Origin of the sequence: Rhodococcus sp. IEGM 1370 (assembly GCF_033142325.1) — a bacterium.
Taxonomy (GTDB): domain Bacteria; phylum Actinomycetota; class Actinomycetes; order Mycobacteriales; family Mycobacteriaceae; genus Rhodococcoides.
Window position 1 is genome coordinate 15,943 of sequence record NZ_JAWLRY010000023.1, and the last position, 26,711, is coordinate 42,653.

Annotated in this window: 28 protein-coding genes; 7 read left to right on the forward strand and 21 right to left on the reverse strand. The window is 65.2% G+C overall.

The window, feature by feature from the left end; translation table 11 throughout:
• Positions 1 to 94: 94 nt before the first annotated feature.
• Together disA and R4P47_RS21535 are read left to right on the forward strand one after the other, a co-directional pair.
• Positions 95 to 1,180 carry a DNA integrity scanning diadenylate cyclase DisA gene (gene disA, locus R4P47_RS21530; RefSeq protein ID WP_068053740.1) on the forward strand — a complete coding sequence of 362 codons (1,086 nt, stop codon included), beginning with the start codon at positions 95 to 97 and terminating at the stop codon, positions 1,178 to 1,180.
• Between the two features lie 54 nt (positions 1,181 to 1,234).
• Positions 1,235 to 1,876 carry a TetR/AcrR family transcriptional regulator gene (locus R4P47_RS21535; protein WP_317785682.1) on the forward strand — a complete coding sequence of 214 codons (642 nt, stop codon included), beginning with the start codon at positions 1,235 to 1,237 and terminating at the stop codon, positions 1,874 to 1,876.
• A 33-nt stretch (positions 1,877 to 1,909) separates the two neighbouring features.
• Here the strand turns inward: R4P47_RS21535 and R4P47_RS21540 are convergent, their stop codons facing one another.
• The gene (locus tag R4P47_RS21540) at positions 1,910 to 2,401 is read right to left on the reverse strand and encodes a VOC family protein (protein WP_317785683.1); all 492 of its coding nucleotides are present in this window, start codon (positions 2,399 to 2,401) and stop codon (positions 1,910 to 1,912) included.
• Positions 2,402 to 2,546: 145 nt separating this feature from the next.
• Here R4P47_RS21540 and R4P47_RS21545 point away from each other — a divergent pair, with 145 nt between their 5' ends.
• Positions 2,547 to 3,140 (forward strand): nitroreductase family protein, encoded by a 594-nt coding sequence (locus R4P47_RS21545; RefSeq protein ID WP_317785684.1) that lies wholly within the window; start codon positions 2,547 to 2,549, stop codon positions 3,138 to 3,140.
• 4 nt (positions 3,141 to 3,144) lie between these two features.
• On the opposite strand, the gene R4P47_RS21550 is transcribed toward R4P47_RS21545, so the two are convergent.
• From R4P47_RS21550 to R4P47_RS21560, 3 genes are all read right to left on the reverse strand, one after another.
• Complete coding sequence (locus R4P47_RS21550) at positions 3,145 to 4,029, reverse strand: SCO6745 family protein (protein ID WP_317785685.1); 885 nt, start codon at positions 4,027 to 4,029, stop codon at positions 3,145 to 3,147.
• Positions 4,030 to 4,044: 15 nt separating this feature from the next.
• A complete protein-coding gene (locus R4P47_RS21555) occupies positions 4,045 to 4,782 on the reverse strand; it encodes a hypothetical protein (RefSeq protein ID WP_317785686.1) in 738 nt (245 codons plus the stop codon).
• 91 nt (positions 4,783 to 4,873) lie between these two features.
• Positions 4,874 to 5,500: a carbonic anhydrase gene (locus R4P47_RS21560; RefSeq protein WP_068053727.1), complete on the reverse strand. Its 627-nt coding sequence runs from the start codon at positions 5,498 to 5,500 to the stop codon at positions 4,874 to 4,876.
• A 90-nt stretch (positions 5,501 to 5,590) separates the two neighbouring features.
• Here R4P47_RS21560 and R4P47_RS21565 point away from each other — a divergent pair, with 90 nt between their 5' ends.
• Positions 5,591 to 6,475, forward strand: coding sequence for an A/G-specific adenine glycosylase (locus tag R4P47_RS21565; RefSeq protein WP_317785710.1), 885 nt, complete (start codon positions 5,591 to 5,593; stop codon positions 6,473 to 6,475).
• Positions 6,476 to 6,482: 7 nt separating this feature from the next.
• On the opposite strand, the gene R4P47_RS21570 is transcribed toward R4P47_RS21565, so the two are convergent.
• Positions 6,483 to 7,292, reverse strand: coding sequence for an alpha/beta hydrolase (locus R4P47_RS21570; RefSeq protein ID WP_317533891.1), 810 nt, complete (start codon positions 7,290 to 7,292; stop codon positions 6,483 to 6,485).
• Positions 7,293 to 7,297: 5 nt separating this feature from the next.
• Positions 7,298 to 8,035 carry an alpha/beta hydrolase gene (locus tag R4P47_RS21575; RefSeq protein WP_317785687.1) on the reverse strand — a complete coding sequence of 246 codons (738 nt, stop codon included), beginning with the start codon at positions 8,033 to 8,035 and terminating at the stop codon, positions 7,298 to 7,300.
• Between the two features lie 36 nt (positions 8,036 to 8,071).
• On the opposite strand from R4P47_RS21575, the gene R4P47_RS21580 reads away from it, so the two are divergent.
• A complete protein-coding gene (locus tag R4P47_RS21580) occupies positions 8,072 to 8,383 on the forward strand; it encodes an antibiotic biosynthesis monooxygenase family protein (RefSeq protein ID WP_149406467.1) in 312 nt (103 codons plus the stop codon).
• Between the two features lie 6 nt (positions 8,384 to 8,389).
• On the opposite strand, the gene R4P47_RS21585 is transcribed toward R4P47_RS21580, so the two are convergent.
• Together R4P47_RS21585 and R4P47_RS21590 are read right to left on the reverse strand one after the other, a co-directional pair.
• Positions 8,390 to 10,702 (reverse strand): bifunctional diguanylate cyclase/phosphodiesterase, encoded by a 2,313-nt coding sequence (locus tag R4P47_RS21585; RefSeq protein ID WP_317785688.1) that lies wholly within the window; start codon positions 10,700 to 10,702, stop codon positions 8,390 to 8,392.
• Between the two features lie 175 nt (positions 10,703 to 10,877).
• Complete coding sequence (locus R4P47_RS21590) at positions 10,878 to 11,315, reverse strand: OsmC family protein (protein ID WP_068053702.1); 438 nt, start codon at positions 11,313 to 11,315, stop codon at positions 10,878 to 10,880.
• Between the two features lie 101 nt (positions 11,316 to 11,416).
• Here R4P47_RS21590 and R4P47_RS21595 point away from each other — a divergent pair, with 101 nt between their 5' ends.
• Positions 11,417 to 12,631, forward strand: a complete 1,215-nt coding sequence (locus R4P47_RS21595) for an alpha/beta fold hydrolase (RefSeq protein ID WP_317785689.1) — start codon at positions 11,417 to 11,419, stop codon at positions 12,629 to 12,631.
• A 175-nt stretch (positions 12,632 to 12,806) separates the two neighbouring features.
• Positions 12,807 to 14,132, forward strand: coding sequence for a serine hydrolase domain-containing protein (locus R4P47_RS21600; protein ID WP_317785690.1), 1,326 nt, complete (start codon positions 12,807 to 12,809; stop codon positions 14,130 to 14,132).
• A gap of 204 nt (positions 14,133 to 14,336) precedes the next feature.
• On the opposite strand, the gene R4P47_RS21605 is transcribed toward R4P47_RS21600, so the two are convergent.
• The 13 genes from R4P47_RS21605 to folP all read right to left on the reverse strand — a co-directional run bounded on the left by R4P47_RS21605 (position 14,337) and on the right by folP (position 26,696).
• On the reverse strand, positions 14,337 to 16,877 hold the full coding sequence (locus R4P47_RS21605; protein ID WP_094640916.1) for an ATP-dependent Clp protease ATP-binding subunit: 2,541 nt from the start codon (positions 16,875 to 16,877) through the stop codon (positions 14,337 to 14,339).
• A gap of 275 nt (positions 16,878 to 17,152) precedes the next feature.
• Positions 17,153 to 18,676 (reverse strand): lysine--tRNA ligase, encoded by a 1,524-nt coding sequence (gene lysS, locus R4P47_RS21610; protein ID WP_149406463.1) that lies wholly within the window; start codon positions 18,674 to 18,676, stop codon positions 17,153 to 17,155.
• A 36-nt stretch (positions 18,677 to 18,712) separates the two neighbouring features.
• The gene (locus R4P47_RS21615; RefSeq protein WP_317785691.1) at positions 18,713 to 19,135 is read right to left on the reverse strand and encodes a rhodanese-like domain-containing protein; all 423 of its coding nucleotides are present in this window, start codon (positions 19,133 to 19,135) and stop codon (positions 18,713 to 18,715) included.
• Positions 19,136 to 19,146: 11 nt separating this feature from the next.
• Positions 19,147 to 19,716: a cysteine dioxygenase family protein gene (locus R4P47_RS21620; protein WP_317785692.1), complete on the reverse strand. Its 570-nt coding sequence runs from the start codon at positions 19,714 to 19,716 to the stop codon at positions 19,147 to 19,149.
• A 137-nt stretch (positions 19,717 to 19,853) separates the two neighbouring features.
• On the reverse strand, positions 19,854 to 20,654 hold the full coding sequence (locus tag R4P47_RS21625) for a type III pantothenate kinase (RefSeq protein ID WP_269595900.1): 801 nt from the start codon (positions 20,652 to 20,654) through the stop codon (positions 19,854 to 19,856).
• A 4-nt stretch (positions 20,655 to 20,658) separates the two neighbouring features.
• The gene (panD, locus tag R4P47_RS21630) at positions 20,659 to 21,090 is read right to left on the reverse strand and encodes an aspartate 1-decarboxylase (protein ID WP_068053679.1); all 432 of its coding nucleotides are present in this window, start codon (positions 21,088 to 21,090) and stop codon (positions 20,659 to 20,661) included.
• Between the two features lie 9 nt (positions 21,091 to 21,099).
• Positions 21,100 to 22,002, reverse strand: coding sequence for a pantoate--beta-alanine ligase (panC, locus tag R4P47_RS21635; protein ID WP_094670018.1), 903 nt, complete (start codon positions 22,000 to 22,002; stop codon positions 21,100 to 21,102).
• A complete protein-coding gene (locus R4P47_RS21640) occupies positions 21,999 to 22,910 on the reverse strand; it encodes a Rossmann-like and DUF2520 domain-containing protein (protein WP_149406459.1) in 912 nt (303 codons plus the stop codon). Before R4P47_RS21640 ends, panC begins: the two co-directional genes overlap by 4 nt.
• Positions 22,911 to 23,024: 114 nt before the next feature.
• Positions 23,025 to 24,350, reverse strand: a complete 1,326-nt coding sequence (locus tag R4P47_RS21645; RefSeq protein ID WP_317785693.1) for a DUF6779 domain-containing protein — start codon at positions 24,348 to 24,350, stop codon at positions 23,025 to 23,027.
• Between the two features lie 90 nt (positions 24,351 to 24,440).
• A complete protein-coding gene (locus R4P47_RS21650) occupies positions 24,441 to 24,911 on the reverse strand; it encodes a DUF3180 domain-containing protein (protein WP_149406707.1) in 471 nt (156 codons plus the stop codon).
• The gene (folK, locus tag R4P47_RS21655; protein WP_317785694.1) at positions 24,908 to 25,450 is read right to left on the reverse strand and encodes a 2-amino-4-hydroxy-6-hydroxymethyldihydropteridine diphosphokinase; all 543 of its coding nucleotides are present in this window, start codon (positions 25,448 to 25,450) and stop codon (positions 24,908 to 24,910) included. Before folK ends, R4P47_RS21650 begins: the two co-directional genes overlap by 4 nt.
• Entirely contained in the window at positions 25,447 to 25,851 is a 405-nt protein-coding gene (gene folB, locus R4P47_RS21660; protein WP_317785695.1) for a dihydroneopterin aldolase, read from the reverse strand. The genes folK and folB overlap by 4 nt, the downstream gene beginning before the upstream one ends.
• Positions 25,848 to 26,696: a dihydropteroate synthase gene (gene folP / locus R4P47_RS21665; protein ID WP_317785696.1), complete on the reverse strand. Its 849-nt coding sequence runs from the start codon at positions 26,694 to 26,696 to the stop codon at positions 25,848 to 25,850. The genes folB and folP overlap by 4 nt, the downstream gene beginning before the upstream one ends.
• Between the last annotated feature and the right edge of the window lie 15 nt (positions 26,697 to 26,711).

A 26,711-nucleotide genomic window follows, 5' to 3' on the forward strand; every position in this document is an offset into this window, starting at 1 on the left:
TGCCTGCACGTGGCAGCGAAGTACTCTTTGTTCGCACGCACAGAAATCCGCAGCCCGAGCCGTAGCCGCTGCCAAGACACGAGGGGGTTGGCCGATGGAGGGCACCACGCCGTCCCCAGCGTTGCGCGAGACCATCGCCCGGCTCGCACCGGGAACCGCACTGCGAGACGGTCTCGAGCGAATTCTGCGCGGCCGCACCGGCGGGTTGATCGTCCTCGGCTACGACGACGAGGTCGAGGCGATCTGCGACGGCGGGTTCGAGCTCGATGTCGAGTTCGCCCCAACCCGGCTGCGCGAATTGTCGAAAATGGATGGCGCAGTGGTGCTTTCGACCGACGGCAAGCGCATCGTCCGATCCAACGTCCAGCTGGTCCCCGACCACAAGATTCCCACCGTCGAATCCGGTACCCGGCACCGCGCCGCCGAGCGAACCGCCATGCAGACCGGCTATCCCGTCGTCTCGGTGAGCCAGTCGATGAGCATCGTCAGCGTCTACATCGGTGGCATCAGGCACGTCGTGGAAGGCTCGGCCACCATCCTCTCGCGCGCCAATCAGGCCGTCGCGACTCTCGAACGCTACAAGGCCCGGCTCGACGACAACACCCGTCAACTCTCGGTGGTGGAGATCGAGGACTTCGTGACACTGCGCGACGCCCTGACCGTCGCGCAGCGTCTCGAGATGGTGCGGCGAGTGTCGGTGGAGATCGAGCAGAACGTCCTCGAACTCGGCACGGACGGCCGCCAGCTCGCTCTTCAGCTCGAAGAGTTGTTGGGCGACAACGACGTCGATCGCCAACTGATCGTGCGTGACTATCTGGCCGGCAACGAACCGTCGAGCACCACCGGAGTGGAGAAGGCGCTCGCCGCTCTGGACAAGCTGACCGACGTCGACCTGCTGGATCTGACGACACTGGCCCGCGCTTTCGGATATCCCGCGACCATAGAGGCCCTCGACACCCCGATGAGTCCCCGCGGGTACCGGGTGCTCACCCGAGTTCCGCGGTTGCAGTTCAGCCAGATTCACCGGCTGGTCGGCGCGTTCGGCACCCTGCAGGGGTTGCTCGCGGCCACCGCAGCCGACCTGCAGTCCGTCGACGGTATCGGTGGACTCTGGGCTCGTCACATCCGCGAAGGCCTGTCCAGACTGGCCGAGGCATCGATCTCGGGACCGTACGACTAGACGCCCTGCCGCAATCCCTTGCCCTTCATTGCATTGGGTGCAACACTGCATTCCATGCAACTCGACGCTCCCAGCCAGGGCCTTCGTTCCCGCAAGAAGGAACGAACTCGGGAAGCGATCGAGGAAGCCGCCATCCGCATCGCCACCGAACACGGCTATGCGGGCACGACGGCACAGGCGATTGCCGACGCCGCGAATGTCTCCTTGCGGACGATGTTCAACTACTTTCCTCAGCGCGACGAGGCCATTTCGGGTCCCACCATCGCGCTGGGAGACCTCGACGAGATCCGACGGCAACTGGCCGAGGCACCGACCGTACTGCAGGGCACGATAGACGTGTTCGACGCGTGCGCACCCGCGCTCGACGGTTCCTCCGAACTCCAGCGCAGGCGCAAAGCCCTCATCCAGTCCACCCCCGAGCTTCTCCACGTGCATCGCTCCGCCATCGACCGTTTCGAGAACGAGCTGATCATCGTCGTCGAGGAGGAGTTCGCAGCACGGCCGGAACGTCGACGTCTGGGACGGGGAGTGACCCCGCGAGAAGAAGCGCGACTACTGGTGACGATCGTCGGCGGTGCAATCCGGTTCGGCGTCGACGACTGGCTGTCGAATGGGCAGAACGACATTCTGTCGCGACGAGACGCGATGGCAGGCGTCATCCACCAATTCGCCCTGCTGCTGACGGACGAGCAGTAATTCCTCTGCCCGCAACTCCGGCGAGACGATCGATCAGCAGGACGCCATCGTCCGAGGCAACAGCAGGCCTGCCGACGCCTCCATCTCGTCGAGCACATCGAGTATCCGATCCTCGGGCAGTGTCAGGTCGATGGTGTCACTGCACGGCTGCGGGCAGTCGATGTCGGTGTGCCAGTACACCTCCACGCGATTGAGCTCCGGGTCGCGGAAGTAGCATCCGATCGCGTTGCCGTGGTTGCTGACCCGATCGATCCGGTAACCGCGCTCGAGTATCTGCGCATGGAACTCTCGGAGATCGGACAGAGTGTCGAGGACGAACGACAGCCGTTGCGGTTCGGTGCACCGTTCCGGATCTTCGGCGAGCAACAGGTCGTGATGGTCTTCGTCGGGACGCGAGGCGAGAAAGACATGTCGATCGTCCCTGGCGATGACCGTCATGCCGAGAAACCGCGAGTAGAACTCGACCATGACTTCCGGATCGTTCACGAACAGGTCGACGTGACCGAGCCTGGCTACCTTGGGCATGAGCCTTCTCCTCTGCGCGCTCGCGGATCCGAATTGGGCTAAACTTGCACTCCATGCAGTGTTGCACTGAATGCAAGTATTGGCAACGGTCGAACGCCGACCAGGGCGGAACACCGTCGATGGGAACAACGCGAAAGGCACGTCGGTGAAAACGCTCGGAAAGTCCTACAAGGACTCTGCACGGACAGAAGCACCCATAGCCCCAATTCTGGCGGATCGTTCGAGTCCGCGATCGTTCGATCCCGACCACGTCATCGACGCAGAATCCGTCTCTTCCATGCTCGAGGCGGCCCGGTGGGCACCGTCGGGATCGAACAGTCAACCCCGACGCTTCGTCGTCGGAGTCCGCGGAACCGAGACTTTCGATCTGTTGGCGTCGGTACTCGGTGCCGGCAACCGCCTCTGGGCACCACGCGCGTCGTTGCTCGTACTCGCAGTCCGGGTCGACACCGCTCCCGATGGAAAGCCCTACAAGACCGCCGATTACGACACCGGGCAGGCCGTCGCACATCTGGTGATCCAGGCGCACCACCTCGGCCTGGTAGCCAGGCAGATGGCCGGCTTCGACGCCGCACGAGCCGCGGAACTGCTGGGACTGTCGGCCCCTTTCGTGCCGCGCACCATCACCGCCGTCGGAGCACCGGGTTCGCTCGATGCCCTCGATGCCGGTACCGCCGAGAAGGAGAACGAGCCGAGAACACGAATCCCGCTCGAGACTCTCGTGCTCCGACGCGACTGACAGCCTAGGACGGCGGTGCCGACGCCTTCTTGGTTCCGGGGAGAAAGCCTGCGTCGATCACGGCCTTCACGTACGGTCGTGCGCTGGTGATCAACTGATCGGCGTCCTCGACGTCTCGCCATACGGCCGACGCCATGACGTCGGTCCGATCCTCGATGTGCCGATCGAGAGCGAGTCCGTCCTCGGTCAACGTCTCGCCGTCCGCCGAGGTGGTGAGCAATCCGCGAGTGGCGAGTCGTTCTGCAGCAGAGCCCCATTCGCTTTCGGACCACTGCCGGGTCAGCTGCGTGATGCGCTTGCCGAGTGCTCGACGGCCGGGCTGCGGGGTCGCGCGGTCGGCCTCGTGGAAGACGGCGGCTTCCGTCGGGTCGAGTTCTGCGTCGATCAAGGCGGCGAGGTGACCGTCGCCGCGCCACTCGCGTAGGACGGTGATCGAGTGCCAGAGCGCGAGATGCGGCACGTCGGGGTGCTCGGCCGCATGCCACGCTGCTGCAAGTGGCCGACCGGCGAACGAGGCTGAGTCGCCGATGACGCGGAGACGATCTGCGAGCGTGGCCAGGCCGGGGTCGGCGGCAAGTGAACCCAGCGCGGTGCCGAGGACGGAATCGAGCAGCGTCCACCGGCGATTCGACACCGAGTCCAAACCGACGGCAACAGCGGCCGGCCAGGCGCGTTCGATGAGCACCGGGTTGAAGTTGTAGAACGCCGCTGCGACGACACTCGGCGCACACGGACCCATCGGGGCAGCTCGAGCGCCGACGTACCAGGCATGACCGTCGAGGCCGGTGTCCTCGTATGCCGCACCCAGTTCAGGGTTGAAGTACGCGGTGACGTGGAAGGGCTCGAATGTCTTGTAGGCGGAGCGGGCGAGTGCGGTCGAGGTGGTCATGAGATTCGACCGTACTCAGCCGGTGATGTTGAACGGCTCCGGCACGCTCTTGAGCTCGCCGAGCTGCGCGATCGCCTGGTAAGCACCGACGCCGACCGGGATTCGCTCTTCGCCGCAGCCGGGTACCGAGTTGGTGCCGGACCACTTGACGGTGAAGCCTGCCTGCTCGCCGGGCTTGAAGGTACGCAGATCCGACGCGGCGTTGGGGAAGCAATCGACGTTGGACCAGATGCGCTGATTGTCGAGGGTGTAGACGAGCGCCTGCTGCAACCCGGCACCGACGTCACGCTGGCATTCGGTGGAGCCGATGTTGGTGATGACCACGGTGAACACGGGCTCTTCACCCAGACGGTACGTGGCCTTCTCCGGCGTCACCTTGATTGCGAGCGATTGATCCGGGCACTGGTTGGAGATCACCGGGGCCGGAGCGCCGCTGGTGGTTGCAGCCGCTCCGCCACCGGCAGCGGAGTCGGTCGCCCCACCGGAGCCGCCGGATCCGCCCGCACTTTCGCCGGAGCCGCCCGAACCGCCGGAATCGGCGTCGGTGGCGGACGAGCTGGGTGAAGGCAGGGCCGAAGTTGTTGCCGGAGCCGCAACGACGCCCGCGGGAGCAGCCTCGGTGTCGTCGGAACCGCCACTGAGCGAGGCGATGAACCACACGATCAGTCCGAGGACGACAACGGCCGCACCGATGGCGAGAGCGCGGCGTCGCCAGTAGATTTCGGGAGGCAAAGGCCCGGTCGGTTCCAACACGAATCAACCGTATGCGGCCGGAGCCACGCTATCCCTGAGCCCACGCGGCGTGTCGCGTCGGCGACCTCACTGATGTTGGGTTCGAGTCGGTTCAGGCGGGCATTTCGCCGATGTCGCCGATGACCTCACGCAACTGCGCATGACCCTTCGACAGCTGGTAGGTGAGGCCGACGATCGCGAGTTCCCCGGCTTCGACCTTCTCGGCGACGATCCGCGACCGCTGCATCAGCAGATTGCCGGTCTCCTCGACGTGGCGTGCCTCGAACTCGTCGACGGCCTGGTAGCCGTCACGGCGGGCCGAGAGCACCGACGGGGTGACGCGTTCGACGACGTCGCGAATGTAGCCGCCGGGGACATCACCACTCTCGAGGGCGTCTACGGTCGCCTTGACTGCACCGCAGTGATCGTGGCCGAGCACCACGATCAGCGGCGCGTTCAGCACAGCGACGCCGTACTCGATGGAGCCGAGCACCGCGGAGTCCACCACGTGACCGGCGGTACGCACGACGAACATGTCGCCGAGGCCCTGGTCGAAGATGATCTCGGCAGCAACACGCGAGTCGGCGCAGCCGAAGAGGATGGCACTGGGGTGCTGAGCACTCTCGAGGCGGGCACGATCCTCGATGCCCTGCGACGGGTGCAGGACCTCTCCGGAGACAAACCGTTGGTTGCCTTCCTTGAGGGACTTCCAGGCAGCGATCGGATTCGAAGCAGGCATGAGTCTCATTGTGCACGTGGATCGAGTTACCGGCGAGTCGGGTTGACTACTGTTGGGACCGATCACAGACACGACGAGAAGGGCGACCAGTTGCCGATCGATGCCGACGCTCTGCTCGGGTGGTTCGACACCGACGGACGCGATCTGCCGTGGCGACGACCCGGCGTCAGCGCATGGCAGATCCTGATGAGCGAGATCATGCTGCAGCAGACGCCGGTGGTGCGGGTCGCGCCCATCTGGGAGCAGTGGGTGCAGCGCTGGCCGGTGCCGTCTGCGATGGCCGCGTCCTCTCAGGCCGAGGTGCTCCGTGCGTGGGGCAAGTTGGGCTATCCGCGTCGAGCACTGCGATTGCACGAGTGCTCCCGCGTGCTCGCCGAGGAGTACGGCGACGAGGTGCCCGGAGACGTCGAAACACTGTTGGGCCTGCCGGGCATCGGGGCCTACACCGCGCGCGCAGTGGCGTGTTTCGCCTACGGGCAGCGAGTTCCGGTGGTCGACACCAATGTTCGACGCGTCGTCGCGCGTGCGTTGCACGGCAACGCCGAGCCTGGAAATCCCTCCACGACAAGGGATCTCGCCGACGTCGAACAGCTGCTCCCGGAGAGCGTCCCGCGGGCCGCCCGCTACTCGGCGGCGTTGATGGAACTGGGCGCGCTGATCTGCACGGCCAAGAATCCGGCTTGCCTGCTGTGCCCGCTCCCCGAGTGCGCCTGGATCGAGGCCGGCAGGCCCGCGCACACCGGGCCGGCCAAGAAGGTCCAGAAGTTCGCAGGCACGGATCGTCAGGTTCGAGGCAAGCTCATGTCGGTGCTGCGCGAGAGCACCGGCCCCGTCGAGCGGTCACAACTCGACATCGTCTGGCCCACCGACCCGACTCAACGCGACCGAGCTCTCGATTCACTGCTGACCGACGGCTTGATCGAACAAACGGAGTCGGGATTGTTCGCCCTCGCAGGTGAGGGTTCGGACGGCTGAATCTTCGCTACCGAGCGAGAAATTCGACGAGAGTGGCGTTGACTGCGTCGGGGCGTTCGAGGTAGCCGAAATGACCGGTATCGGCGATTTCGACGTATCGAGCACCAGGTATCGCGTCGGCGACGTCGCGGCACTGCTGCACGGGGATCATGCGGTCGTCGGCGAATCCGATCACCAGAGATTTCGCCCTGATTGCCCGGTATGCAGCCAATCGATCTGTCCCCGCTCGCATTTCGAGTCCGATCTGCGCTCGCATACCCGCAGTCTTCTTGCCGCCCGAGTATTCGAGGATCGCCAGCCAGTCACCGATCGCGCTGTCGTCGGCCAGCGTCTTGGGCGAGAAGTTCTGCATCGCAGTCATCGCAGCCCGGTACGACGCGGGTAGTTCGACCCCGGCGTCGTGAAGGTCCTTCTCGCCCTTCGACATCTGCGCACGAAAGGTGGTGGTCTTGCCGAACGTGGCCATCATCACTGCATGCGACACCAGATCCGGCCTGGCCAAGGCCAATTCCTGGGTAACGCGGGCACCCATGGAGGTGCCGACGACGCGTGCTGCGCCGCCACCGAGGTGCTCGACGAGGGCAGCGGTGTCGGCGACCAGGTCGTCGAGTGTCATCCCGCTCGCACACTCGGAAGACGGTGCGATACCGCGATTGTCGAACGTGACGACCCGGTACCCCTGCTTCACCAGGACCGGGACCTGATGGGTTCGCCAGACTCGTCCTGGGCTACCGGTGCCCATCACCAACACCACGAGCGGGCCGTCGCCGGTGACGTCGTAGTTGAGGTCGATTCCGTTGAGCTTCGCGAGCGGCATTCGGATCATCTTAGTGCGCGCAGGAACTCCTCGACCGCCGTGCGATAACGCTCGGGAGCCTCGTCGTGAATCAGATGGCCCGCCTTCTCGATCCGAATGTGAGTCGATTCGGGCTTGTCCGAGTGCATCTGCTGCATCTGGCCGGCCGGGGTGATGGTGTGCTCACCTTCGATCAGCAACACCGGAGCGGCGACGGCCTCCCACTCGTCCCAGAAGTGCCGCGTCCCCCATTCCTGCGAGATCGCCTCGAAGAAGTCCACCTCGCCGTGCAATCGCCAGCCGTCTTCGCTGCGAACGAAAGAGTCCAGAAAATATTGTCCCGCAACATCTCCGAAGAATCCGAGTACTGCGTCGGCGTCGGGAAAGGGCTGGGGCCAGGCCCGCATCATGGTGGCCCAGTCGTCTGCGGTGCGGCCCCGAAAGTCCGGGGCGATGTCCTCGACCACGAGCGCAGTCACCAGGTCTGGTCGCTGCGCGGCTGCACACCACCCGTGCAGTGCGCCCATCGAATGACCGATCAGCACGCTGGGACCCAGCCGGTCGAGATGCTCGAGCAAGTCGGCCACGAAGTACTCGGTGGTGGGCTCCAGCGGCGGAGGGCGACGATGCCCCGGTGCGTCGTAGGTGTGCACGTGCCCGAATTCTCGAAGCCACGGAACCTGCCTACGCCAGGTGGCAGCACTGCCCATCAGCCCGTGCAGCAGCAGAATCGAACGGCCGGATCCACCCTCGTCGTAGAGCATCACCGCCGAGCATAACGGCGGAGTAATCTCGCGAGCATGGCCATTGTGAAGATCAATGCGATCGACGTACCCGAGGGCGCAGGCCCCGAACTCGAGAAGCGCTTCGCCGCGCGCGCCGGGTCGGTCGACGGCTCCCCCGGCTTCCTCGGGTTCCAACTGCTGCGGCCGGTCAAGGGCGAAACGCGCTACTTCGTCGTCACCCAGTGGGAGGACGAGGAGTCGTTCCAGGCATGGTCGGCAGGACCGTCGCGGGAGGCTCATGCCGGTGCCCGTTCCCCGAAGCCGGTGTCGTCCGGAGCGTCGCTGCTCGAATTCGAGGTCGTATTGGACGTGCCTGCTTCTTCGTGACGCCGCTCAGATGTGTTGGCGCGCGAGCTTCCACTCGAGTTTCGTCGGCATCTCCGAATCCAGTTTTCTCACGGCATCGGCCAGGAATTCGGCGGGCATAGGTCTTCCCAGGAAGTAGCCCTGGGCACCGTCGCAGCCGAGTTCGCGAAGCGCATCCAGCGTGCCCGCGTCCTCGACCCCCTCTGCCATGACCCGCACCCCGAGGCTTCGAGCCAGGTCGATGGTCGAGCGCACGATCGACGCGTCGGTGTCGTCGGTGTTCATCTTCGACACGAACGAGCGGTCGATCTTGAGAGTCTGCACCGGCAGACTCTGCAGGTAGGCCAGCGAGCTGTAGCCGGTGCCGTAGTCGTCGATCGCGATGGTGACGCCGAGGCCACGCAGAGACGTCAGCGCATTCACCGAACGCACCGGATCAGTCATCGCAGTAGTTTCGGTGACCTCGAATTCCAAAGCATGAGCGGGAACCGCGTATTTCGCCAGCGCTGCTGCGACCTGCTCGGTGAGAGTCTCGTCGAGTAGGTTTCTCACCGAAAGATTCACCGACACAGACAGATCGACACCGCGTCGACGCAATTCGCTGCACTGCGCCAAGGCCTCGTCCAGCACGAGCGCGGTGATGGCGGGCAACATGCCGGTGCGCTCGGCGTCGGGCAGAAACATCGAGGGTCCGATCAGGCCCTCACGCGGGTGCTGCCACCGCAGCAACGCCTCGACGCGGTCCACGCTGCCGGATTCCAGATCCAGGCACGGCTGAAAGAACACTCGAAGCTGGTGGTCACGAATGGCTGTGTCGAGTTCACCCAGCAACCGCATCTGATCGTGGCGGTCGCGATCCATGTCGGGTTCGTAGCGGCCGACTCGAGTGTGGCCGGCCTTCGCGGCCGTCAACGCCACGTGGGCGCGCTGAAGCATCGCCTCACCGTCGACCGGATTGGCCTCCGGATTCTCGATGCCGCTTCGACTCGCGTCCGGCTCCTCGGTCGACGCGATTCCGACGACCGCATCGAGTGCAACGTTGATGTCGTGCACGAACATCGTTCTGCTGACTGCGAATTGGAGCCGCTCAGCGGTATCCGACACGTCGATCTGGGCGGGACGCCGACGCATGGCGACGACGAACTGATCCCCACCGAGCCGACCCACCAGGTCATCGGATCGCACCGATGCGACCAGACGGTGACCGATCTCGCGCAGCACACTGTCTCCCACGCTGTACCCGAAGGTCTCGTTGATCTGGGCGAAGCGATCGATGTCCACCACGAGCGTGAAGACGTCCGACTCACCACGCGTGGCGAGCATCGTGTCCAACCGCTCTCGGAGCAGCCGTCGACTGGCCAGTCCGGTGACCGCGTCCGTGCGAGCCACGTCCTCGAGCACTGCGGCCTGCAGGCGCAGCGTGGTCAGGAAGCACGCCATGCGGCACCCGACGAGGGCGATGACCAAGGCCGACGAGGCCACGATCACCCAACCCCACTGATCGACGGGTATCCCACGGGCCAACTGAACAGCCATCACGAAGGGCGTCACGGCGACCGCGACACTGAGTCCGAGAAATCTCACGCGCCCGAATCTGAACGGGCTGGACCGGTCCACACGCGAGACCGTTCTTTCCGGAATGTGCAGGGCGATCACCCCGAAACACACGTAGGCCGCCAGCCACAGCGTGTTCAGGAGAGTCGAACGGTAGAGCTCGTGGCTGCCGACCGCCGCATAGGACGCGAAATCGGCAGCCACGAGCAACACCACTCCCGCCGTGGCAGCCAGGAACGGCACCGTGGTCGCCCGGGTCAGCAGGTACAGACTGCCGACGAGCGTCAGCAGAAATGCGTCGACGGTGAGGTAGATCGTGGCCGGCCACAGTTCCAGCGCCGACGAAAACGACCACGACGAACCGTCGGAGATGACGAAGACCCAGGTGGCGAGGCCGAAGCCGACTGCAACCACCAGACATTCGAGAAGCTCCTCGATCCCGAACACGAGCCCGTTCTCGTCGGCGGCTCGGGCGAAGCCGATGGCGATCACCAGATAGCCGATCAGGTAGAAGACGTCGGACGAGGAGAACGTCGATACTCGGCCGCCGCCGACCTGCGCCATCGACACCAACGCGTCGCCGATGCCCCAGGAGCCGACACCGACGGCCATGTACTTCCAGGTCCGCTTGTCCGGACCGGGTTCCCGACGGTAGCGGTACACGAACGCAGCGACTGTGGCCAGGAGCACGATTGCGTACAACGCACTCTGGGGTATTCCCGGAGGGGCAATTGCGTACGCCGCCACGGCGAGTGCACCGAGGCCCAGGAAGCGCGTCCACAACATGGTGGGGCTGATCCTTCCTAGGCCGGTCGGTGCATACCCCGAACGTACGCATCAGCCGATCGAACCCGACGTTTGATCACGATTCGTTGCTGATCCACCCTGCAGATGGGTCGAGAAACGAACTATTTCAAACCTGACGATTGTTCGCCAGTCTCACTTCGGGCGGTTTGTCCGTTCAGCCCTCGAGAGCCGCGTCCAGTGTGATGTCCACGCCGGTGAGAGCCTTGCTGACAGGACAAGTTTCTTTTGCCGCCTGAGCCGCTTTGGCGAAGCCGTCGGCGTCGAGACCCTCGACCTCGCCCCGCACGGTCAGCTTGATGCCGGTCAGCTTGAAACCCGGCTCGTCGGGCCCCAGCGAGACATCGGCGGTGACCTCGAGGCTCTGCGGGGTGCCGCCCGCCTCCGCGATCAACGCCGACAACTGCATCGCGTAGCAGCTCGAATGAGCCGCGGCGATCAGTTCCTCGGGGCTGGTGGTGCCGTCTGCGTTCTCGGCGGCGCGCTTGGGAAACGACACATCGAAAGTCGCTGCGCCGGAACTGGACAGCTCCACCTGGCCGGAACCCTGTTCCAGCGTTCCGTTCCAAGCTGTGCGTGAGGTGCGAGTTGGCATCGAACCGAATCCTTTCGTTGTCGACCCTGTGTAGGCCTGTTTCTCAGGCTAACGTCAGCGGGGTGACCGGGCTACCGAGTGCGAGGATGTCGACACGACGGGTGCGACAAACGAAAAAGTTCTCGCGCACGGCGACGATCGCGGCCATCGCGATGCTGTCGATCGTCGGATTCTCGACGCCGACGGCAGAGGCAGGCCCCCTGACGGACTTCTACGACGCGCCGGTCACGACGGTCGGCACCGCGTCGCCCGGCGAGGTACTCCGAACCCTGCCCGTCAACTCACCCAAGGGGTTCGGACTCGGGTTCGACATCGAACGCATTCTCTATCGCTCCACCGACACCCACGATGACCCCATGGTCGTCTCCGGCTACTCGATGACACCCACAGCTCCGTGGACCGGCCCCGGACCGCGACCGGTGATCGCCTATGCGCCCGGCACTTCCGGGATGGCGGACCGTTGCGCCGGTTCGGTAGTTCTCGGGACAGTCGGCTCGTCACCGGCCATCCTGCCGCTTCTGCTCGCCGGATATCGCGTCGTCGCAACCGATTACCAGGGCCTGGGCACCCCAGGCGGACACACCTACCTCAACCGAATCGCCTCGGGCCGAGCTCTGCTCGACGCCGCCAGAACCGCAGACGATGACGCCCCCGTGGTGTTGTTCGGTTACTCGGAAGGCGGATTCGCGTCGGGGGCCGCTGCCGAACTCGCCGCCACCTATGCCCCGGAGCTGAAGATCCGGGGAGCGTATGTCGGTGCGCCACCGGCAGATCCGACGCTCAACATCGAGACACTCGACAACACCGGCCTCGGCAGCGCCGTGTTCTTCGCCGTCGATGGAATGATCAATGCCTACCCGGATCGGGCGGACAGCATCCGCAGCCTCTTCGACTCCGACGGAATCGCCGCACTCGACGCCGCACAGAACTGGTGTACCACCGACTCCGCGGCCACCGCGACAGTGCGCACGACCGAACTGACCCGCGACGGACGACCCCTCGACGATCAACTGAGCAACCCGGTTCTGGCCGACATCATCGAGACCAACACCGTCGGGCGCATCGCCCCTGTCATGCCTGTGTATCTCTCGCACGCAGTCGAGGACGACACCGTACCGATCGAGCAGAGCCGCACCCTGTTTCGACACTGGAGCGATCTGGGTGCCGACATCACCTACCGCGAATACGACCTCCCGGCCATACCGGTCGAGGGCGCGAACCACCTGCCCGGAGCTCTCGCGGCCTACTCCGACGTGATGCCCTGGATCGCCGGGCTGATTCTCGCAGGAGTGGAGCCTGCAGGAACGACCCGATAGGCAGGAGTGGAGCCTGCAGGAACGACCCGATAGGCAGGAGTGGAGCCTGCGGGAACGACCCGATGGGCAGGAGTGGAGCCAGCAGGAACGACCCGATGGGCAGGAGCTGATCTCAGGTGTGAAATCAGGGTGATCACCGAGGCGTCGGCCACGATGAGGTTGGTTCACTCCAACCATGCGCATCGTCCACGCCCTGCTCACCGTCGCAGCAGTTCTTACTGCGGGCTCCCCCACCCCACCGGATCCCGGCATGGCGTCGGACATCGAGATTGTCGCCGAGGAACTGGGGTTGCCGGGGGTTGCGTTCCGCGTCGTCTCCGAGGACGAGGTGGTGGAGGACGTCGAGTACGGGGTGGACGGGGACGGGGTGCCGATCGACGAGAGCACGCCGTTCGTGTGGGGTTCGGTATCGAAGTCGGTGACGGCGGCGACGGTGTACTCCCTCGCCTCGCAACATCGTCTCGATCCGAGTGGAACGGTGAATTCGATTCTCCCGGAGGTCGATTGGATCGTCCCCGGCGATGTCACGATCGACGACCTGATCCACCACACCAGTGGACTCCCCCACGACGTCACCGAACTTGACGTGTGGGGACGTTCCGAACGAGCGCTCGACGTCGTCCCCACCCTGGACGTCACCGTCGCCGACCGCGGCACCTTCCGCTACTCGAGCCTCAATTACCTACTGCTGCAGGCGATTGTCGAGAAGGTCACCGCCGAACCCTTCGCCGACGTCGTCGCCCGCGAGACCGGAATGCACACTGCCGGTGCCGTCACACCCGGCCACGTACCGTTCTTCACCTTCCCGCGCAGCATCGACACCGGCATCGACTCCGCGGGATTGGGCTACGGCTATCTGAGCGGATCCATCGCCGAGCTCTCCCGCTACGCATCCACGCAACTGACCGCACCGGCGTCGAACAGTTCGGATACGGTGCCGACGGGTTCGGGCACGGCGTACGGATACGGGTGGTACGTCGAGACGCTGCCCGACGGTACCGGGATGCGATGGCATTCCGGTGCCGTCCCGGGCTACTTCACTCACGTCGCACTCGTTCCGGAACGACACCTGGCCGTGGTGTTCGCGACCAACCGATACGGCGAACTCGACGCCGACAACCTTGCCTCCGCGGCCCGCTCCCTCGTACTCACCCGACTCGGTATCGACGAACCCCGCGCCGCCGGACTCGGTCTCTACGAGATAGCCCTGATCGGAGCGTCTGCACTCGCGGTGTTGTTGGCGATATGTGCCACGAGAACCCTGCTCGGATTCGGAGCCGCTCCCGGAAGATGGGCACTGGCGCGTGTTCTGGGTGCCCTCGGCGCAGGCGGACTGCTGTACTTCTCACTGCCCGCACTCACCGGAGCACCGATCTCGACCCTGGCCCGCTGGGCTCCTGACATCGCGCTGCTGTTCTGGATCCTGCTCGCCGAACTTGCCCTCATCGCTGTTGCCCTCGGCGCTCGGGTCTTCCGTCAATGGACCACTGCACACGTCTGAGCGGTGCAACGGTCCATTCACGCCCGTCCATGAGCTGCGTGAATGGACCGTTGCATACGTCTGGGCAGTGCAAGGGTCCATTGACGCGAACGGGGGGACGGGCGAACGGTGAGCGAACACGCGACGGGCGGACACACGACGGGCGGACACACGACAACGGGCGACCCTCCGAAGAGGATCGCCCGTTGTCGTGAACTGTGAAATTTACTCGCTGTCGCTGTCTCCGGTGGCCTTGGCCAGGTCGACCGGGACCTCGTCGGGGACGATGATGGCTTTCTTCTCGCCGCGGAACGTGAACTTCGCGTCCTCGCCTGCGCCTTCGCCGTCCCAGTTCTCGACGTCGACCAGGATGATCTGGCCGGCTTCGATTTCGCCGAAGAGGATCTTCTCCGACAGTGCGTCCTCGATCTCGCGCTGAATGGTGCGACGCAGTGGCCGCGCACCCAGGACGGGGTCGAATCCGCGCTTGGCCAGCAACGACTTGGCCTTCTCGGTGACCTCGATTGCCATGTCCTTGTTCTTGAGCGCACCTTCGACTCGGTTGAGCATGAGATCGACCATCTGGATGATCTCGTCTCGCGTGAGCTGGTGGAACACGACGATGTCGTCGATGCGGTTCAGGAACTCGGGGCGGAAATGCTTCTTCAGCTCGTCGTTGACCTTGAGCTTCATCCGCTCGTAGTTCGAGCCGGTGCCTTCACCCGAGGAGAAGCCGAGGCCCACTGCCTTCGAGATGTCTGCGGTACCGAGGTTCGAGGTGAAGATCAGCACGGTGTTCTTGAAGTCGACCGTGCGTCCCTGGCCGTCGGTGAGACGCCCGTCTTCGAGCACCTGCAGGAGCGTGTTGTAGATCTCCGAGTGGGCCTTCTCGATCTCGTCGAACAGCACGACGGAGAACGGCTTGCGGCGGACCTTCTCGGTGAGCTGGCCACCCTCTTCGTAGCCGACGTATCCGGGAGGAGCACCGAACAGACGCGACGCGGTGAAGCGGTCGTGGAACTCGCCCATGTCGATCTGGATCAGCGCGTCGTCCTCGCCGAAGAGGAAGTTCGCGAGAGCCTTCGACAGCTCGGTCTTACCGACACCGGACGGGCCGGCGAAGATGAACGAGCCCGACGGACGCTTCGGGTCCTTCAGACCTGCACGGGTACGACGGATCGCCTTGGAGACGGCCTTGACTGCCTCGACCTGGCCGATGATCCGCTTGTGCAGCTCGTCTTCCATGCGGAGCAGACGGGTGGTCTCCTCCTCGGTGAGCTTGAAGACGGGGATGCCGGTCCAGTTGCCCAGGACTTCGGCGATCTGCTCGTCGTCCACCTCGGCAATGACGTCGAGGTCGCCCGAGCGCCACTGCTTCTCGCGCTCGGCGCGCTGACCGACGAGGGTCTTCTCCTTGTCGCGCAGGTTCGCAGCCTTCTCGAAGTCCTGTGCGTCGATGGCCGATTCCTTCTCCCGGCGTGCGTCGGCGATCTTGTCGTCGAACTCACGCAGGTCTGGCGGCGCGGTCATCCGGCGGATGCGCATCCGCGCGCCCGCCTCGTCGATGAGGTCGATTGCCTTGTCGGGCAGGAACCGATCGTTGATGTACCGGTCGGCCAACGTGGCGGCCGCGACGAGGGCACCGTCGGTGATCGAGACGCGGTGGTGTGCCTCGTAGCGATCGCGCAGACCCTTGAGGATCTCGATGGTGTGCTCGACGGTCGGCTCGCCGACCTGGACGGGCTGGAAACGACGCTCGAGGGCGGCGTCCTTCTCGATGTACTTGCGGTACTCGTCGAGGGTGGTAGCACCGATGGTCTGCAGTTCGCCACGAGCCAGCTTCGGCTTGAGGATCGACGCTGCGTCGATGGCACCTTCGGCGGCACCTGCGCCGACGAGCGTGTGCAGCTCGTCGATGAACAGGATGATGTCGCCGCGGGTGTTGATCTCCTTGAGCACCTTCTTCAGGCGCTCCTCGAAGTCACCGCGGTAACGGCTGCCGGCCACGAGCGAGCCGAGGTCGAGGGTGTAGAGCTGCTTGTCCTTGAGCGTTTCGGGAACCTCGCCGTTGACGATGGCCTGCGCGAGGCCCTCGACGACTGCGGTCTTACCGACACCGGGCTCACCGATGAGGACGGGGTTGTTCTTGGTACGACGCGAGAGCACCTGCATGACGCGCTCGATTTCCTTCGCGCGACCGATGACCGGGTCGAGCTTGCCCTCGAGCGCGGCCTGCGTCAGGTTGCGACCGAACTGGTCGAGGACCAGCGACGTCGACGGGGTGCCCGCCTCGCCGCGGCCACTGCCGGACTCGCTGGGCTCCTTGCCCTGGTAGCCCGAGAGCAGCTGGATGACCTGCTGGCGCACGCGGTTGAGGTCGGCTCCGAGCTTGACCAGAACCTGAGCTGCGACGCCTTCGCCTTCGCGAATCAGACCCAGCAGAATGTGCTCGGTGCCGATGTAGTTATGGCCGAGCTGCAGTGCTTCACGCAGGCTGAGCTCGAGTACTTTCTTGGCGCGCGGGGTGAACGGAATGTGACCGGACGGAGCCTGCTGGCCCTGGCCGATGATTTCCTCTACCTGGCTGCGTACTCCTTCGAGGGAGATGCCCAGCGACTCGAGAGACTTGGCTGCGACGCCTTCGCCCTCGTGGATGAGGCCGAGCAGAATGTGCTCCGTGCCGATGTAGTTGTGGTTGAGCATCCGGGCTTCTTCTTGAGCCAGGACGACAACACGCCGCGCGCGATCGGTGAACCTCTCGAACATCGCTCTCCCTCACTTCTTGGCGGGTGGTTGCTCGCCCGCCAGTTCTTCTAGCGCTGCAGTGTCCATAACACTGCGGTCGCTTGTGCATTTGAAGGTAAGACTGCTTCTCACTGTAGTTGGCCGACGTTACGAACGCCGACCCTCCACCCCTGAAATGCTGCGCAACCGCCCACTCGAACGGACTTCCGTGGCTGCTTACTGTTCATAACGCAGGCACTATGCAAAACGTTTCCCATCGGCTGTCCGCTGCTGGCGAACAGTCCTTTACCGTCCGATCAGGTCTGGGACGGCTTGACGATCGGAAACAGGATCGTTTCGCGGATGCCGAGGCCGGTCAGCGCCATCAGCAAACGGTCGATGCCCATGCCGGTTCCGGTGGTCGGCGGCATGCCCTGCTCCATCGCGGCGAGGAAGTCCTCGTCCAGCACCATGGCCTCGTCGTCGCCGGCGGCGGCCTGACGCGCCTGGTCCTCGAAACGCTCGCGCTGGATGATCGGATCCACCAGCTCCGAGTAGCCGGTGGCCAGCTCGAATCCGCGAACGTACAGATCCCATTTCTCGGTGACGCCGGGCTTGCTGCGGTGCTGACGCGTCAGCGGGGACGTCTCGACCGGGAAGTCGCGGACGAACGTTGGCTCGGTCAATGCGTCGCCCACCTGGTGTTCCCACAGCTCCTCGACGAGCTTGCCGTGGCCGTAGATCGGGACGCCGTCCTTGCGCGGCACCTCGACGCCCACCTTGTCGGCGATCGCGAGCAGTTCGTCGACGGTGGTGTCGGGAGTGACCTCGAATCCGAGCGATTCCGACAGCGACGGGTACATCTCGAGCGTCGTCCAGTCGCCGCCGAGGTCGTAGGTGGTGCCGTCGGGCAGCGTCACGACCGTGGATCCGAGCGCGGCCATGGCCACTTCCTGGACCAGCTCACGGGTCATCTTCGCCGAATCGTCGTACGTGCCGTAGGCCTCGTACGTCTCGAGCATCGCGAATTCCGGCGAGTGGGAGGAGTCGGCACCTTCGTTGCGGAAGTTGCGGTTGATCTCGAAGACCTTCTCGATGCCGCCGACGACGCAGCGCTTGAGGAACAGCTCCGGTGCGATGCGGAGGTAGAGATCGGTGTCCATCGCGTTCGAGTGGGTGACGAACGGTCGGGCAGCCGCACCGCCGTGCAGCGTCTGCAGCATCGGCGTCTCGACCTCGAGAAAACCACGACGCTCGAGTGCGTTGCGCAGTTCACGAACGACGGCGATGCGCTTGCGGGCGGTCTCTCGTGAGACCGGGTTGGTGATCAGGTCCAGGTAACGCTGCCGGATGCGCGTCTCCTCGTTGAGCTCCTTGTGCGCGACGGGCAACGGCCGCAACGACTTCGACGCGATCTGCCAGCCGTCGGCCATGACGGACAGCTCGCCGCGACGGGAGCTGATGACCTCGCCGTGCACGAAGACGAAGTCGCCGAGATCCACATCGGACTTCCACTCCGCCAGAGCGTCCTCGCCGACGCCGGCCAGGCTGATCATCGCCTGCAGTTGAGTGCCGTCACCCTCCTGCAGCGTCGCGAAGCACAGCTTGCCGGTGTTGCGCACGAAGATGACGCGGCCGACGACTCCGACGATCAGGCCGGTCGTCGTATCGGGTTCGAGCTCGGGGAATTCGGTTCGGATCTCGAGCAGCGAATGGGTCCGCGGAACCGACACCGGGTACGCCTCGACCCCGCGCTCGAGCAACGAAGCGCGCTTGGCGCGACGAATCCGTAGCTGCTCCGGGGTGTCGTCGGCCGGCTGGGTAGAAGCTGTATCACTCACGCGCAGACACTTTACAGTCCAGGACTGTCAGGACGATCAGTGCGCTGCGACGGCCTCGGCTTCACGAACGCAGTGCTTGGCCTGCGTCAACACCCCGAGCAATCCAGCCGTTTTCAGGGCCTGGTAGCCGCCGACCAGATCGGTGGCCTTGTGCAGACCCAGCAGCTTGAGCGACGCGGCCGCGAGCGAGGAGGTGTAGCCCTCCGAGCAGATGACGACCCACTCCACGTCGTGATCGACGGCGATCGCCAGGCGCGCATCGCTCGTCGGGTCCAGACGCCATTCGAGGACGTTGCGTTCGATGGCGAGCGCTCCGGGCAGGGTCCCCTCGACGGCGCGCTGCGCCTGCGGGCGGATGTCGACGACGACGGCTCCGCGGGCGACGGCGTCGCGCAGCTCGAAGACGGTCGTGCGATCGATGGTCTCGCGCGCGGATTCGAGCATTTCGACGATGGTCATGGTCTGGATGGTCACAGCGTGGCCTTTTCGGGTGCGTCGGTGAGCTCGCTGCGGGTACGACGCAGCGTGGACCGTTCGGTCACTTCGTAGTAGGACATCGCCGTCAGCGGCGGCGAGTAGGCGTGCACACTGAGGGTGGGCCCGGTCGTCGCCGACGTCGGATCGTGCATCACGTCGTGCACCCAACCGAGCGGGAACGACGCCTGATCACCGGCGTCGAGACGACGCTGCTTCAGTCCTGTTCCAGCCCAACGATATTCGAGTAGCGATCCACTCAGAACGGTCAGCGCGCCGAGCGAGCCCGCATGGTCGTGCAGTTCGGTGGAACGATCGGGAACCCAGCTGATCAGCCAGACGTCGAGATCGTCGTCGGAATGCAGCCTGGCGGCCCAGCGCTCGACGGTCGGCCAGAGGCCGCCATCGGGAAGCAGGTGGTCGAAGCGGCCCTCGAGGACGTCGGATGCGCCTTGATCGGCGATCCGCAGCAGGTCGGGTGGACGCAACCGAGTCGGCAGCGTCGAGACCGAACGCGACGACAATCGGGTGCGGGAGGGTGCAGAAAGTACAGGTGTGGAAAGCATGAAGCTCTACTCCAGGGGTGTGTTACGAACGAGGCAGGGTTCAGCCTCGACAACACTCCTGGGTGGCCATGCACGTCATCACGCCGACGATTCTGACACACGAACACCCGATGCGCTACCCCACACCACCGAAACACTCAGCGCGGACGTCGTTTTGCCATGTTGCGTTCGTAGACCAGACGCAGGCCCTCGAGGGTCAGGTCGGGTTCGTGGTGCTCGATGGTGGTCGACTCGGGCAGGATCAGCGCGGCGATGTCGCCGGTGCCGATGATCGCGACATCCGTTCCGGTCACCTCGGGAACCTCGCGTCGAATTCGCCCGACGAGGCCGTCCACCAGTCCCGCGAACCCGAAGATGGTGCCCGACTGGATGCACTCGACGGTGTTCTTGCCCAGCACCGAACGAGGCCGAACCATCTCCACCTCGCGCAACGTGGCCGTGCGAGTCGACATGGCCGACGCCGACATCTCCAGTCCGGGAGCGATGGCACCGCCGAGGAATTCACCCTTGGCCGAGACGACGTCGACGCAGGTGGTGGTACCGAAGTCCACCACGATGCATGCCGAGCCGTACAGGTCGTGTGCGGCAAGGGTATTGACGATGCGATCGGCACCGACCTCTTTGGGGTTGTCGACCAGCAACGGCACGCCGGTCCGCACACCGGGTTCGACCATCACGTGCACCACGTGATCCCAGTAGCGCGCGAGCATCGTCCGCATCTCCCGCAGCACCGACGGCACGGTGGACAGCGCAGTGACTCCGGTGATCCGTTCGGCGTCCTCACCCAGCAGACCGCGCAACATCAGAGCCAGCTCGTCGGCCGTCACATGCGGGTCGGTCCGAATTCGCCAATCGCGCAGCAGTTTCGAGTGATCACCTGTGCCGGTGAACAGTCCTACCACGGTGCTGGTGTTGCGCACATCGATCGCGAGGAGCATCGAATCAGACCAGCACGGAATCGGCCCGCAGATCGCGCGGCGTGATCAGACCCGAGCCCGCAGGCGCATGGGCCGGGTCGCTGCCGAGTTCGACCGGACGGTTCTTCTCGTCGACGAACACCACCCGCGGCGCATAGTCGGCAACCTCCTGCTCGTTCATCACCCCGTAGGCGATCAGAATGACCAGATCGCCCGGGTTCACCAGATGCGCTGCGGCTCCGTTGATTCCGATGACACCGCTGCCGCGCTGTCCGGTGATCACGTAGGTTTCCAGTCGAGCACCGTTGTCGATGTCGACGATGGTGACCTGCTCGCCTTCGAGCAGATCGGCTGCCTCCATCAGATCCTGGTCGACGGTCACCGAGCCCACGTAGTGCAGGTCTGCATGCGTGACGGTGGCGCGATGGATCTTGGACTTCATCATCGTTCGAAACATGCTGTGCCCTCAGCTCTTCGGGTCGTCGGGGTACTCGAGGAAACCGGTGCCGACGGCGACACCGACGTTGTCGATCAATCTCGTGGTGCCCACCTTGGCGGCCACGAGCAGTCTTCCGTCTCCACGTTCGGGAGCGGGGCCGAGATGCGGGTCGCGTACCTCCAGGTAGTCGACCTGCACCAGCGGTGCCTCGTCGAGGACGGCACGCGCGGTGGCGATGATGGCCTCGGGACCGCCCGCCGCAGCGTGCGCCCCGGCCACCAGCGCGGCCGACAATGCCATCGCCGCGTCGCGCTGCTCGGCATCGAGATATCGGTTACGCGAGGACAGTGCGAGGCCGTCCTGCTCGCGAACCGTCGGCACCCCGATGACCGCGACGTCGAAGTTCAGATCGCGCACCATCTGTCGGATCAACGTCAGTTGCTGGTAGTCCTTCTCCCCGAAGTACGCGCGATGGGGAGCCGCGATCTGCAGCAGCTTGGCCACGACGGTGAGCATTCCGGCGAAATGCGTTGGCCTGCTCCGTCCTTCGAGTTCAGCGCCGAGCGGACCGGGATTGACGGTGGTGCGCGGACCCGACGGATACATGTCCGACGCCGACGGCGCGAAGACCAGTTCGACGCCCTCCTCACGCAGCAGTGCGACGTCGGCGTCGAGGGTCCGCGGGTAGGAATCGAGGTCCTCACCCACACCGAACTGCAACGGGTTGACGAAGATCGACACGATCACCACGGCACCGGTGAGCTTGGCCTGCCGCACCAACTGCAGGTGCCCGGCGTGCAGCGCGCCCATGGTCGGGACCAGAGCAACCTGCTTCCCGACGCCTCGCAGCGCTTTCGACACCGACGTGATCACCGCGGGATCGTGGTGAACCGTCAACTGCCCCTTGGTGTAGCTGCCCGCGAGGGTCATCGATTCCCTTCCAGAAGTTCGATCAGGTCTGCCTTGGCACCGATGCGCTGCGCCGAACGCAACGACAGGGCGCGGTATCCGGCTGCGATCCGCGCATCCACGGATTCGAGTACGTCGAGATGCTTGCCGACTGCAGCGGTGTCGCCGCGGGCCACCGGTCCGGTGAGCGCCGACTGGCCGTTGCGCAACGCGTTGTCCAGCGCAGCTTCGAGCAGTGGAGCCAGAACCCGCTCGGGTACACCACGTTCGGAGTCCGAACCGGGAAAACCTGGTCCCGCCAAGGCAACCCGGAGCGCTTCGACCGCGTCGACCACCAGAGTGACGAGGTGATTGCTGCCGTGAGCGAGCGCGGCGTGGTAGAGCGCTCGGTTGTTCTCGGGCACGTGCACCGGCTCGCCGCCGATCTCGAGGACGAGAGCCTGCGCCACCGCATAGCCGATCTCGTCGCCTGCAGTGATGCCGAAACACGCCGCCGTCATCCGGTCGGTGTCCTCGACTCCGCCGCTGAACGTCATCGCCGGATGGATGGCCAACGGCACGGCTCCGAGGGCAGCCAGGGGCTCGAGCACCGAAATTCCGTTCGCGCCGGAGGTGTGCACCACCAACTTTCCCGGTGCCACCGCCCCTGTGGACGCCAGGCCCGCGACGATCGACGCCAACTCGCTGTCCGGTACGGCCAGAACGAGCAGCTCTGCGCGACGAGCAACCTCGTCGACGGGCAGAACCTGGGACTCGGGAAGTCGCTCACGCACCCGTGCGAGGGACGCATCGGACACCGCGGCAGCACCGACGACGACATGCCCGACGCGTTCGAGCGCCTCACCGAATGCGGTGCCGACCCGTCCCGCCGAGACGACACCAACCGTCAGGCGAGCCGGAGACAGACCACCGGTGCCAGAAAAGGTCACCGAAAAATTCCTCTCGTTCGTTCCAGTCCCGCTCGGCGGGTACCAGACGTCCTGCACGGAACAATAGCGACCGCGACCCCTTGCAGGCCATGGGAGAGCTGTGTGATCTGGTTCTCAGTCTGCGCGACGACGACGGCGACGTGTACCCGGATCGGTCACGGCCGCATCACCGGACCCTCCGCCTTGCAGACCGGCCATGATCTCGGCAACCGATCGACCGTTCGAGTGTGCGCCCGACGCGTCCTCGTCGTCGGCCGATTCCGCGCGCCTCCGACCTCGCCGGGACGAGACGGCAGTGTCCTCGGCCGGTGTCTCGTAGTCCTGATCGGCCGTGAAGAACGCGTCGGCCGATTCACGCAACGAGGCGCGCGAGGCAGAGAAGGCGTCGTCGCTCGGTTGCGCTGCAGGTTCGGTTTCGTACTGCTCGGCCGGCTCCGCCGCAAACGACTGCGTGGAAAACGACTCCGTGGAATACGAACCGGCCGCATCTACGTCCGCGTGTCCGGTCTCGTACGTCTCTTCCTCGACCTGTGGCTCGGGCTCCGCCGCCGGTTCCGGCTCGGCAACGGGTCGACGCGTCTGCTCGAAGTCGTATGCGGTGAAAGGCGAGCTGGGCGGAGTGACGCGCCCCGCAGGCCTCGGTGCGCCGTAAGGACGTGCCTGCGCCCCGGTTCGTTCGAACGAGTCCGCATCGGAGGACTCGGTGTCGTAGCTCGTTTCCGCGAACGAATCCTCGGCATACCGATCCTGATCCGCCTCGGCGGCCGCCGCCGGTGCGGAGGCTGTGGCCTGCGGCATCTCGTCCGGATCCTCGGGGTACACCACCGAGGTCTCGGCCGTGACCGGCTCGTCGTAGGGCGTTCCGACACCGTTGAGGCCGGTTCCCGGTGCCATCGCACCGTTGCCGTTCCCGCGACCGGGGACGTACAGGCCGGACGGCGCAGGCTGGTAGCTGTCGTATCCGCGTCCGCCGAGTTCTTGCATCCTCATCGCTTCGGCGCGCAGTGCCACACGTTCGGTGGGCAGATTGCCGTCGAAGAGCACCTGGAGATTCTGGCGAAGGGCAGCGAGTTCGTTGCGCAGCGCTGCGACCTCGTCGATCTCGAGCTGCGATTCGCCACGAACCCGAGCTTCGACGCTCATCTCGTACTCGCGTCGCGCCGAGATCTCCCGAGCCAACTGCAGCTCGTAGACCGTCTGCAGGTCCTTGGCCTTGGTTTGATCTGCGGCCGCCTCACGCCGGTACTTGGTCATCGCGAACGCACCGATCACCGCAGCCCACAGCGCCGAGAGAACACCGACTCTCATCCACTGCACGCTCTCGGTGAAGAGCAACAACACACTGGCGATGATGCCGAACACGACGAGCGCCGCGAGGAACAGCTGGCTCGCACTACGCCTCTTACGGCGTCCCTTCTTTGCGCGAGTCTGATCTGTCATGTCCACAAGGGTAACTGGCAAATCGTTCGCAAATAGTCATCCTCGACCGATCACTTACACAACCGAGGTAACAATCAAATGTTTCGAGGGTTACCGAGAACGCTCGTCGTCACGGTCTTTCGGGGCACGGCAGCACTGTTCGAGCCACACCGCAGCAGCGACGACGGCCAGTCCGGCCACGAGCGCAACGACGGCTCCGGCCCGATCCGACGACGCTGCACGTATCGTCGCCGCACGCGGCAGCACGTACACCAGAAATCCGACGCACACGCCAACGACTGCAGTCCCCACCAGCATCGATGCCTTCGCCAACACCAACGCCCTGAACACCGTCAGCGGATGCAGATCGTGCAGACCGGTGCCCACCCGGTGCTCGGCGATGCGATTGCGCACGATCACCGCAGTCACCACTTGCACCACTGCCACCAGATACAACGACGCCCCGGCGTACACCGGAATCGGCGGCAACGAGCCGTAGAAGACCCGAACCAACAGCCACGTGCCGATCGCGGCCACCAGGAAAAGACCCAAGACATCCCAGACCTTGGTGGGATTGGTCACCACGACCCATCACCGACGCCGTCGTGCTCCACGGGTCGTTCCTGCAGGCTCCACTCCTGCTTCGTCACCCCGGCCCGCTCCTCCGCACTCAGTCGCGCGAGCAACTCGGTCACCGGCACGTCGTCGTCGCCGAGGCGCAGGGTGGCGTCCGGTTCGACGTCCAGCCACGGCAGCAGGACGAACGCTCGTTCGTGCGCGCGCGGGTGCGGAAGGATCAAACGAGGGTCGTCGCTGATCGTGTTCTCGCACACCACCACGTCGACGTCGAGGCTCCGCGGCCCCCACCGCTGCACTCGAACGCGATCGGCCGCCTCCTCCAGACGCTGACCGAAACGCAACCAATCCCAGGCGTCGAAGGCATCGTCCTCGGCCACTACGACGGCATTGAGGAAGTCCTGCTGCTCGACGCCACCCCAGGGAGCCGAACGGTACACCGGCGAGCAGGACACCAGGCGCGAACCCAATTCAGTTGTGACAGAACGCAAGTGGGCAAGGGAGTCGCCGATGTTGCTGCCGATGGACAGCACCGCGCGGGTCACGCCCGCTCCCGGTACGCCACCACGGCAACGTCCCCGAACGTCAGTGGGATCGGGGCCGACGGCTTGTGCAGCACCACTTCCACCGCGTCGACGCGAGAGTCGTACGCCAACACGACCTCGGCGATCTCGGCCGAGACCGTCTCGATCAAATCCTTGGACGGGCCCGCGACGACGGCCGCAGCGTGCTCGGCCAGTTCTCCGTAGTGCAGCGTTCGGGTCAGGTCGTCGGTCTCGGCCGCGGGCCGCAGGTCCATCCACACGGTGATGTCGACGACGAAGTCCTGCCCGTCTCGCTTCTCGAAGTCGAAGACGCCGTGATTGCCGCGCACCGTCAGGCCCCGTAGTTCGATGCGGTCGCCGCGGCGCGTCCCCCTGCCGCCGTGGCTGCTGATCTCGCTCATGCCCGATCACCCTGCCATGCCCGTACGACGGCGACCGCGTCGAGTGATGCGCGGGCGTCGTGCACGCGCACACCCCATGCTCCCCCGGCGACCGCGAGCGCCGACACCACGGCGGTGGCGATCTCTCGCCCGTCCGGCGGTCGCGGAGTACCGTCGTCGTCCGCCAACAGCGAGCCGAGAAAGCGCTTCCTGGAAGCACCGACGAGTACCGGGAAGCCGGCCGACACCAAGTCCGGCAGGCCCCGCAGCAGTTGCCAGTTGTGCTCGGCGTTCTTGGCGAATCCGAGGCCTGGATCGAGCACGAGCATCGCCGTGTCCACGCCCGCGGCCACCGCGTGATCGACCTGTTCGAGCAGTTCGCTGCGGACGTCGGCGACCACGTCGTCGTATCGATCGGCCGGGCCGGCGTGCCGATACTCGGATCCGGCAGCTCGCCAGTGCATCAGGATCCACGGCAATCCGCCGTCCGCAACGACCCCGGCCATGGCCGGATCCGCGCGACCACCCGAGACGTCGTTGACGATCGAGACCCCGGCCTCGATCGCGGCCTCGGCGACCGAGGCACGCATGGTGTCGACGCTGGTGGTCACCCCTGCTGCGGCCAGCGCAGCGATGACCGGCACGACGCGCTGCGCCTCGAGAGTCGGATCGATCCGGTCTGCTCCGGGACGCGTCGACTCGCCACCGACGTCGACGATGTCGACTCCGCGACGGTGCATAGCCAGCCCGTGTTCGACGGCGGCATCGACATCGAGGTATCGACCGCCGTCGGAGAACGAATCGGCGGTGACGTTGAGGACACCCATGACGACCGGTGCCGGGGGGATACTGCGCGCCGGGTTCATCGGGACTCGACCGGA

Bases quoted from the DNA above. Each gene is read 5' to 3' on its own strand.
- R4P47_RS21620 (WP_317785692.1), bottom strand. From the start codon at position 19,716: ATGCTTTCCACACCTGTACTTTCTGCACCCTCCCGCACCCGATTGTCG.
- R4P47_RS21550 (WP_317785685.1), bottom strand. From the start codon at position 4,029: ATGACCACCTCGACCGCACTCGCCCGCTCCGCCTACAAGACATTCGAG.
- R4P47_RS21590 (WP_068053702.1), bottom strand. From the start codon at position 11,315: ATGCCAACTCGCACCTCACGCACAGCTTGGAACGGAACGCTGGAACAG.
- folB (WP_317785695.1), bottom strand. From the start codon at position 25,851: ATGAGCGAGATCAGCAGCCACGGCGGCAGGGGGACGCGCCGCGGCGAC.
- R4P47_RS21570 (WP_317533891.1), bottom strand. From the start codon at position 7,292: ATGCCGCTCGCGAAGCTCAACGGAATCGACCTCAACTACGACGTCACC.
- R4P47_RS21605 (WP_094640916.1), bottom strand. From the start codon at position 16,877: ATGTTCGAGAGGTTCACCGATCGCGCGCGGCGTGTTGTCGTCCTGGCT.
- R4P47_RS21615 (WP_317785691.1), bottom strand. From the start codon at position 19,135: ATGACCATCGTCGAAATGCTCGAATCCGCGCGCGAGACCATCGATCGC.
- R4P47_RS21585 (WP_317785688.1), bottom strand. From the start codon at position 10,702: ATGTTGTGGACGCGCTTCCTGGGCCTCGGTGCACTCGCCGTGGCGGCG.
- R4P47_RS21580 (WP_149406467.1), top strand. From the start codon at position 8,072: ATGGCCATTGTGAAGATCAATGCGATCGACGTACCCGAGGGCGCAGGC.
- folP (WP_317785696.1), bottom strand. From the start codon at position 26,696: ATGAACCCGGCGCGCAGTATCCCCCCGGCACCGGTCGTCATGGGTGTC.
- panD (WP_068053679.1), bottom strand. From the start codon at position 21,090: ATGTTTCGAACGATGATGAAGTCCAAGATCCATCGCGCCACCGTCACG.
- disA (WP_068053740.1), top strand. From the start codon at position 95: ATGGAGGGCACCACGCCGTCCCCAGCGTTGCGCGAGACCATCGCCCGG.
- panC (WP_094670018.1), bottom strand. From the start codon at position 22,002: ATGACCCTCGCGGGCAGCTACACCAAGGGGCAGTTGACGGTTCACCAC.
- R4P47_RS21535 (WP_317785682.1), top strand. From the start codon at position 1,235: ATGCAACTCGACGCTCCCAGCCAGGGCCTTCGTTCCCGCAAGAAGGAA.
- R4P47_RS21560 (WP_068053727.1), bottom strand. From the start codon at position 5,500: ATGCCTGCTTCGAATCCGATCGCTGCCTGGAAGTCCCTCAAGGAAGGC.
- R4P47_RS21645 (WP_317785693.1), bottom strand. From the start codon at position 24,350: ATGACAGATCAGACTCGCGCAAAGAAGGGACGCCGTAAGAGGCGTAGT.
- R4P47_RS21575 (WP_317785687.1), bottom strand. From the start codon at position 8,035: ATGCTCTACGACGAGGGTGGATCCGGCCGTTCGATTCTGCTGCTGCAC.
- R4P47_RS21625 (WP_269595900.1), bottom strand. From the start codon at position 20,654: ATGCTCCTCGCGATCGATGTGCGCAACACCAGCACCGTGGTAGGACTG.
- R4P47_RS21540 (WP_317785683.1), bottom strand. From the start codon at position 2,401: ATGCCCAAGGTAGCCAGGCTCGGTCACGTCGACCTGTTCGTGAACGAT.
- R4P47_RS21600 (WP_317785690.1), top strand. From the start codon at position 12,807: ATGCGCATCGTCCACGCCCTGCTCACCGTCGCAGCAGTTCTTACTGCG.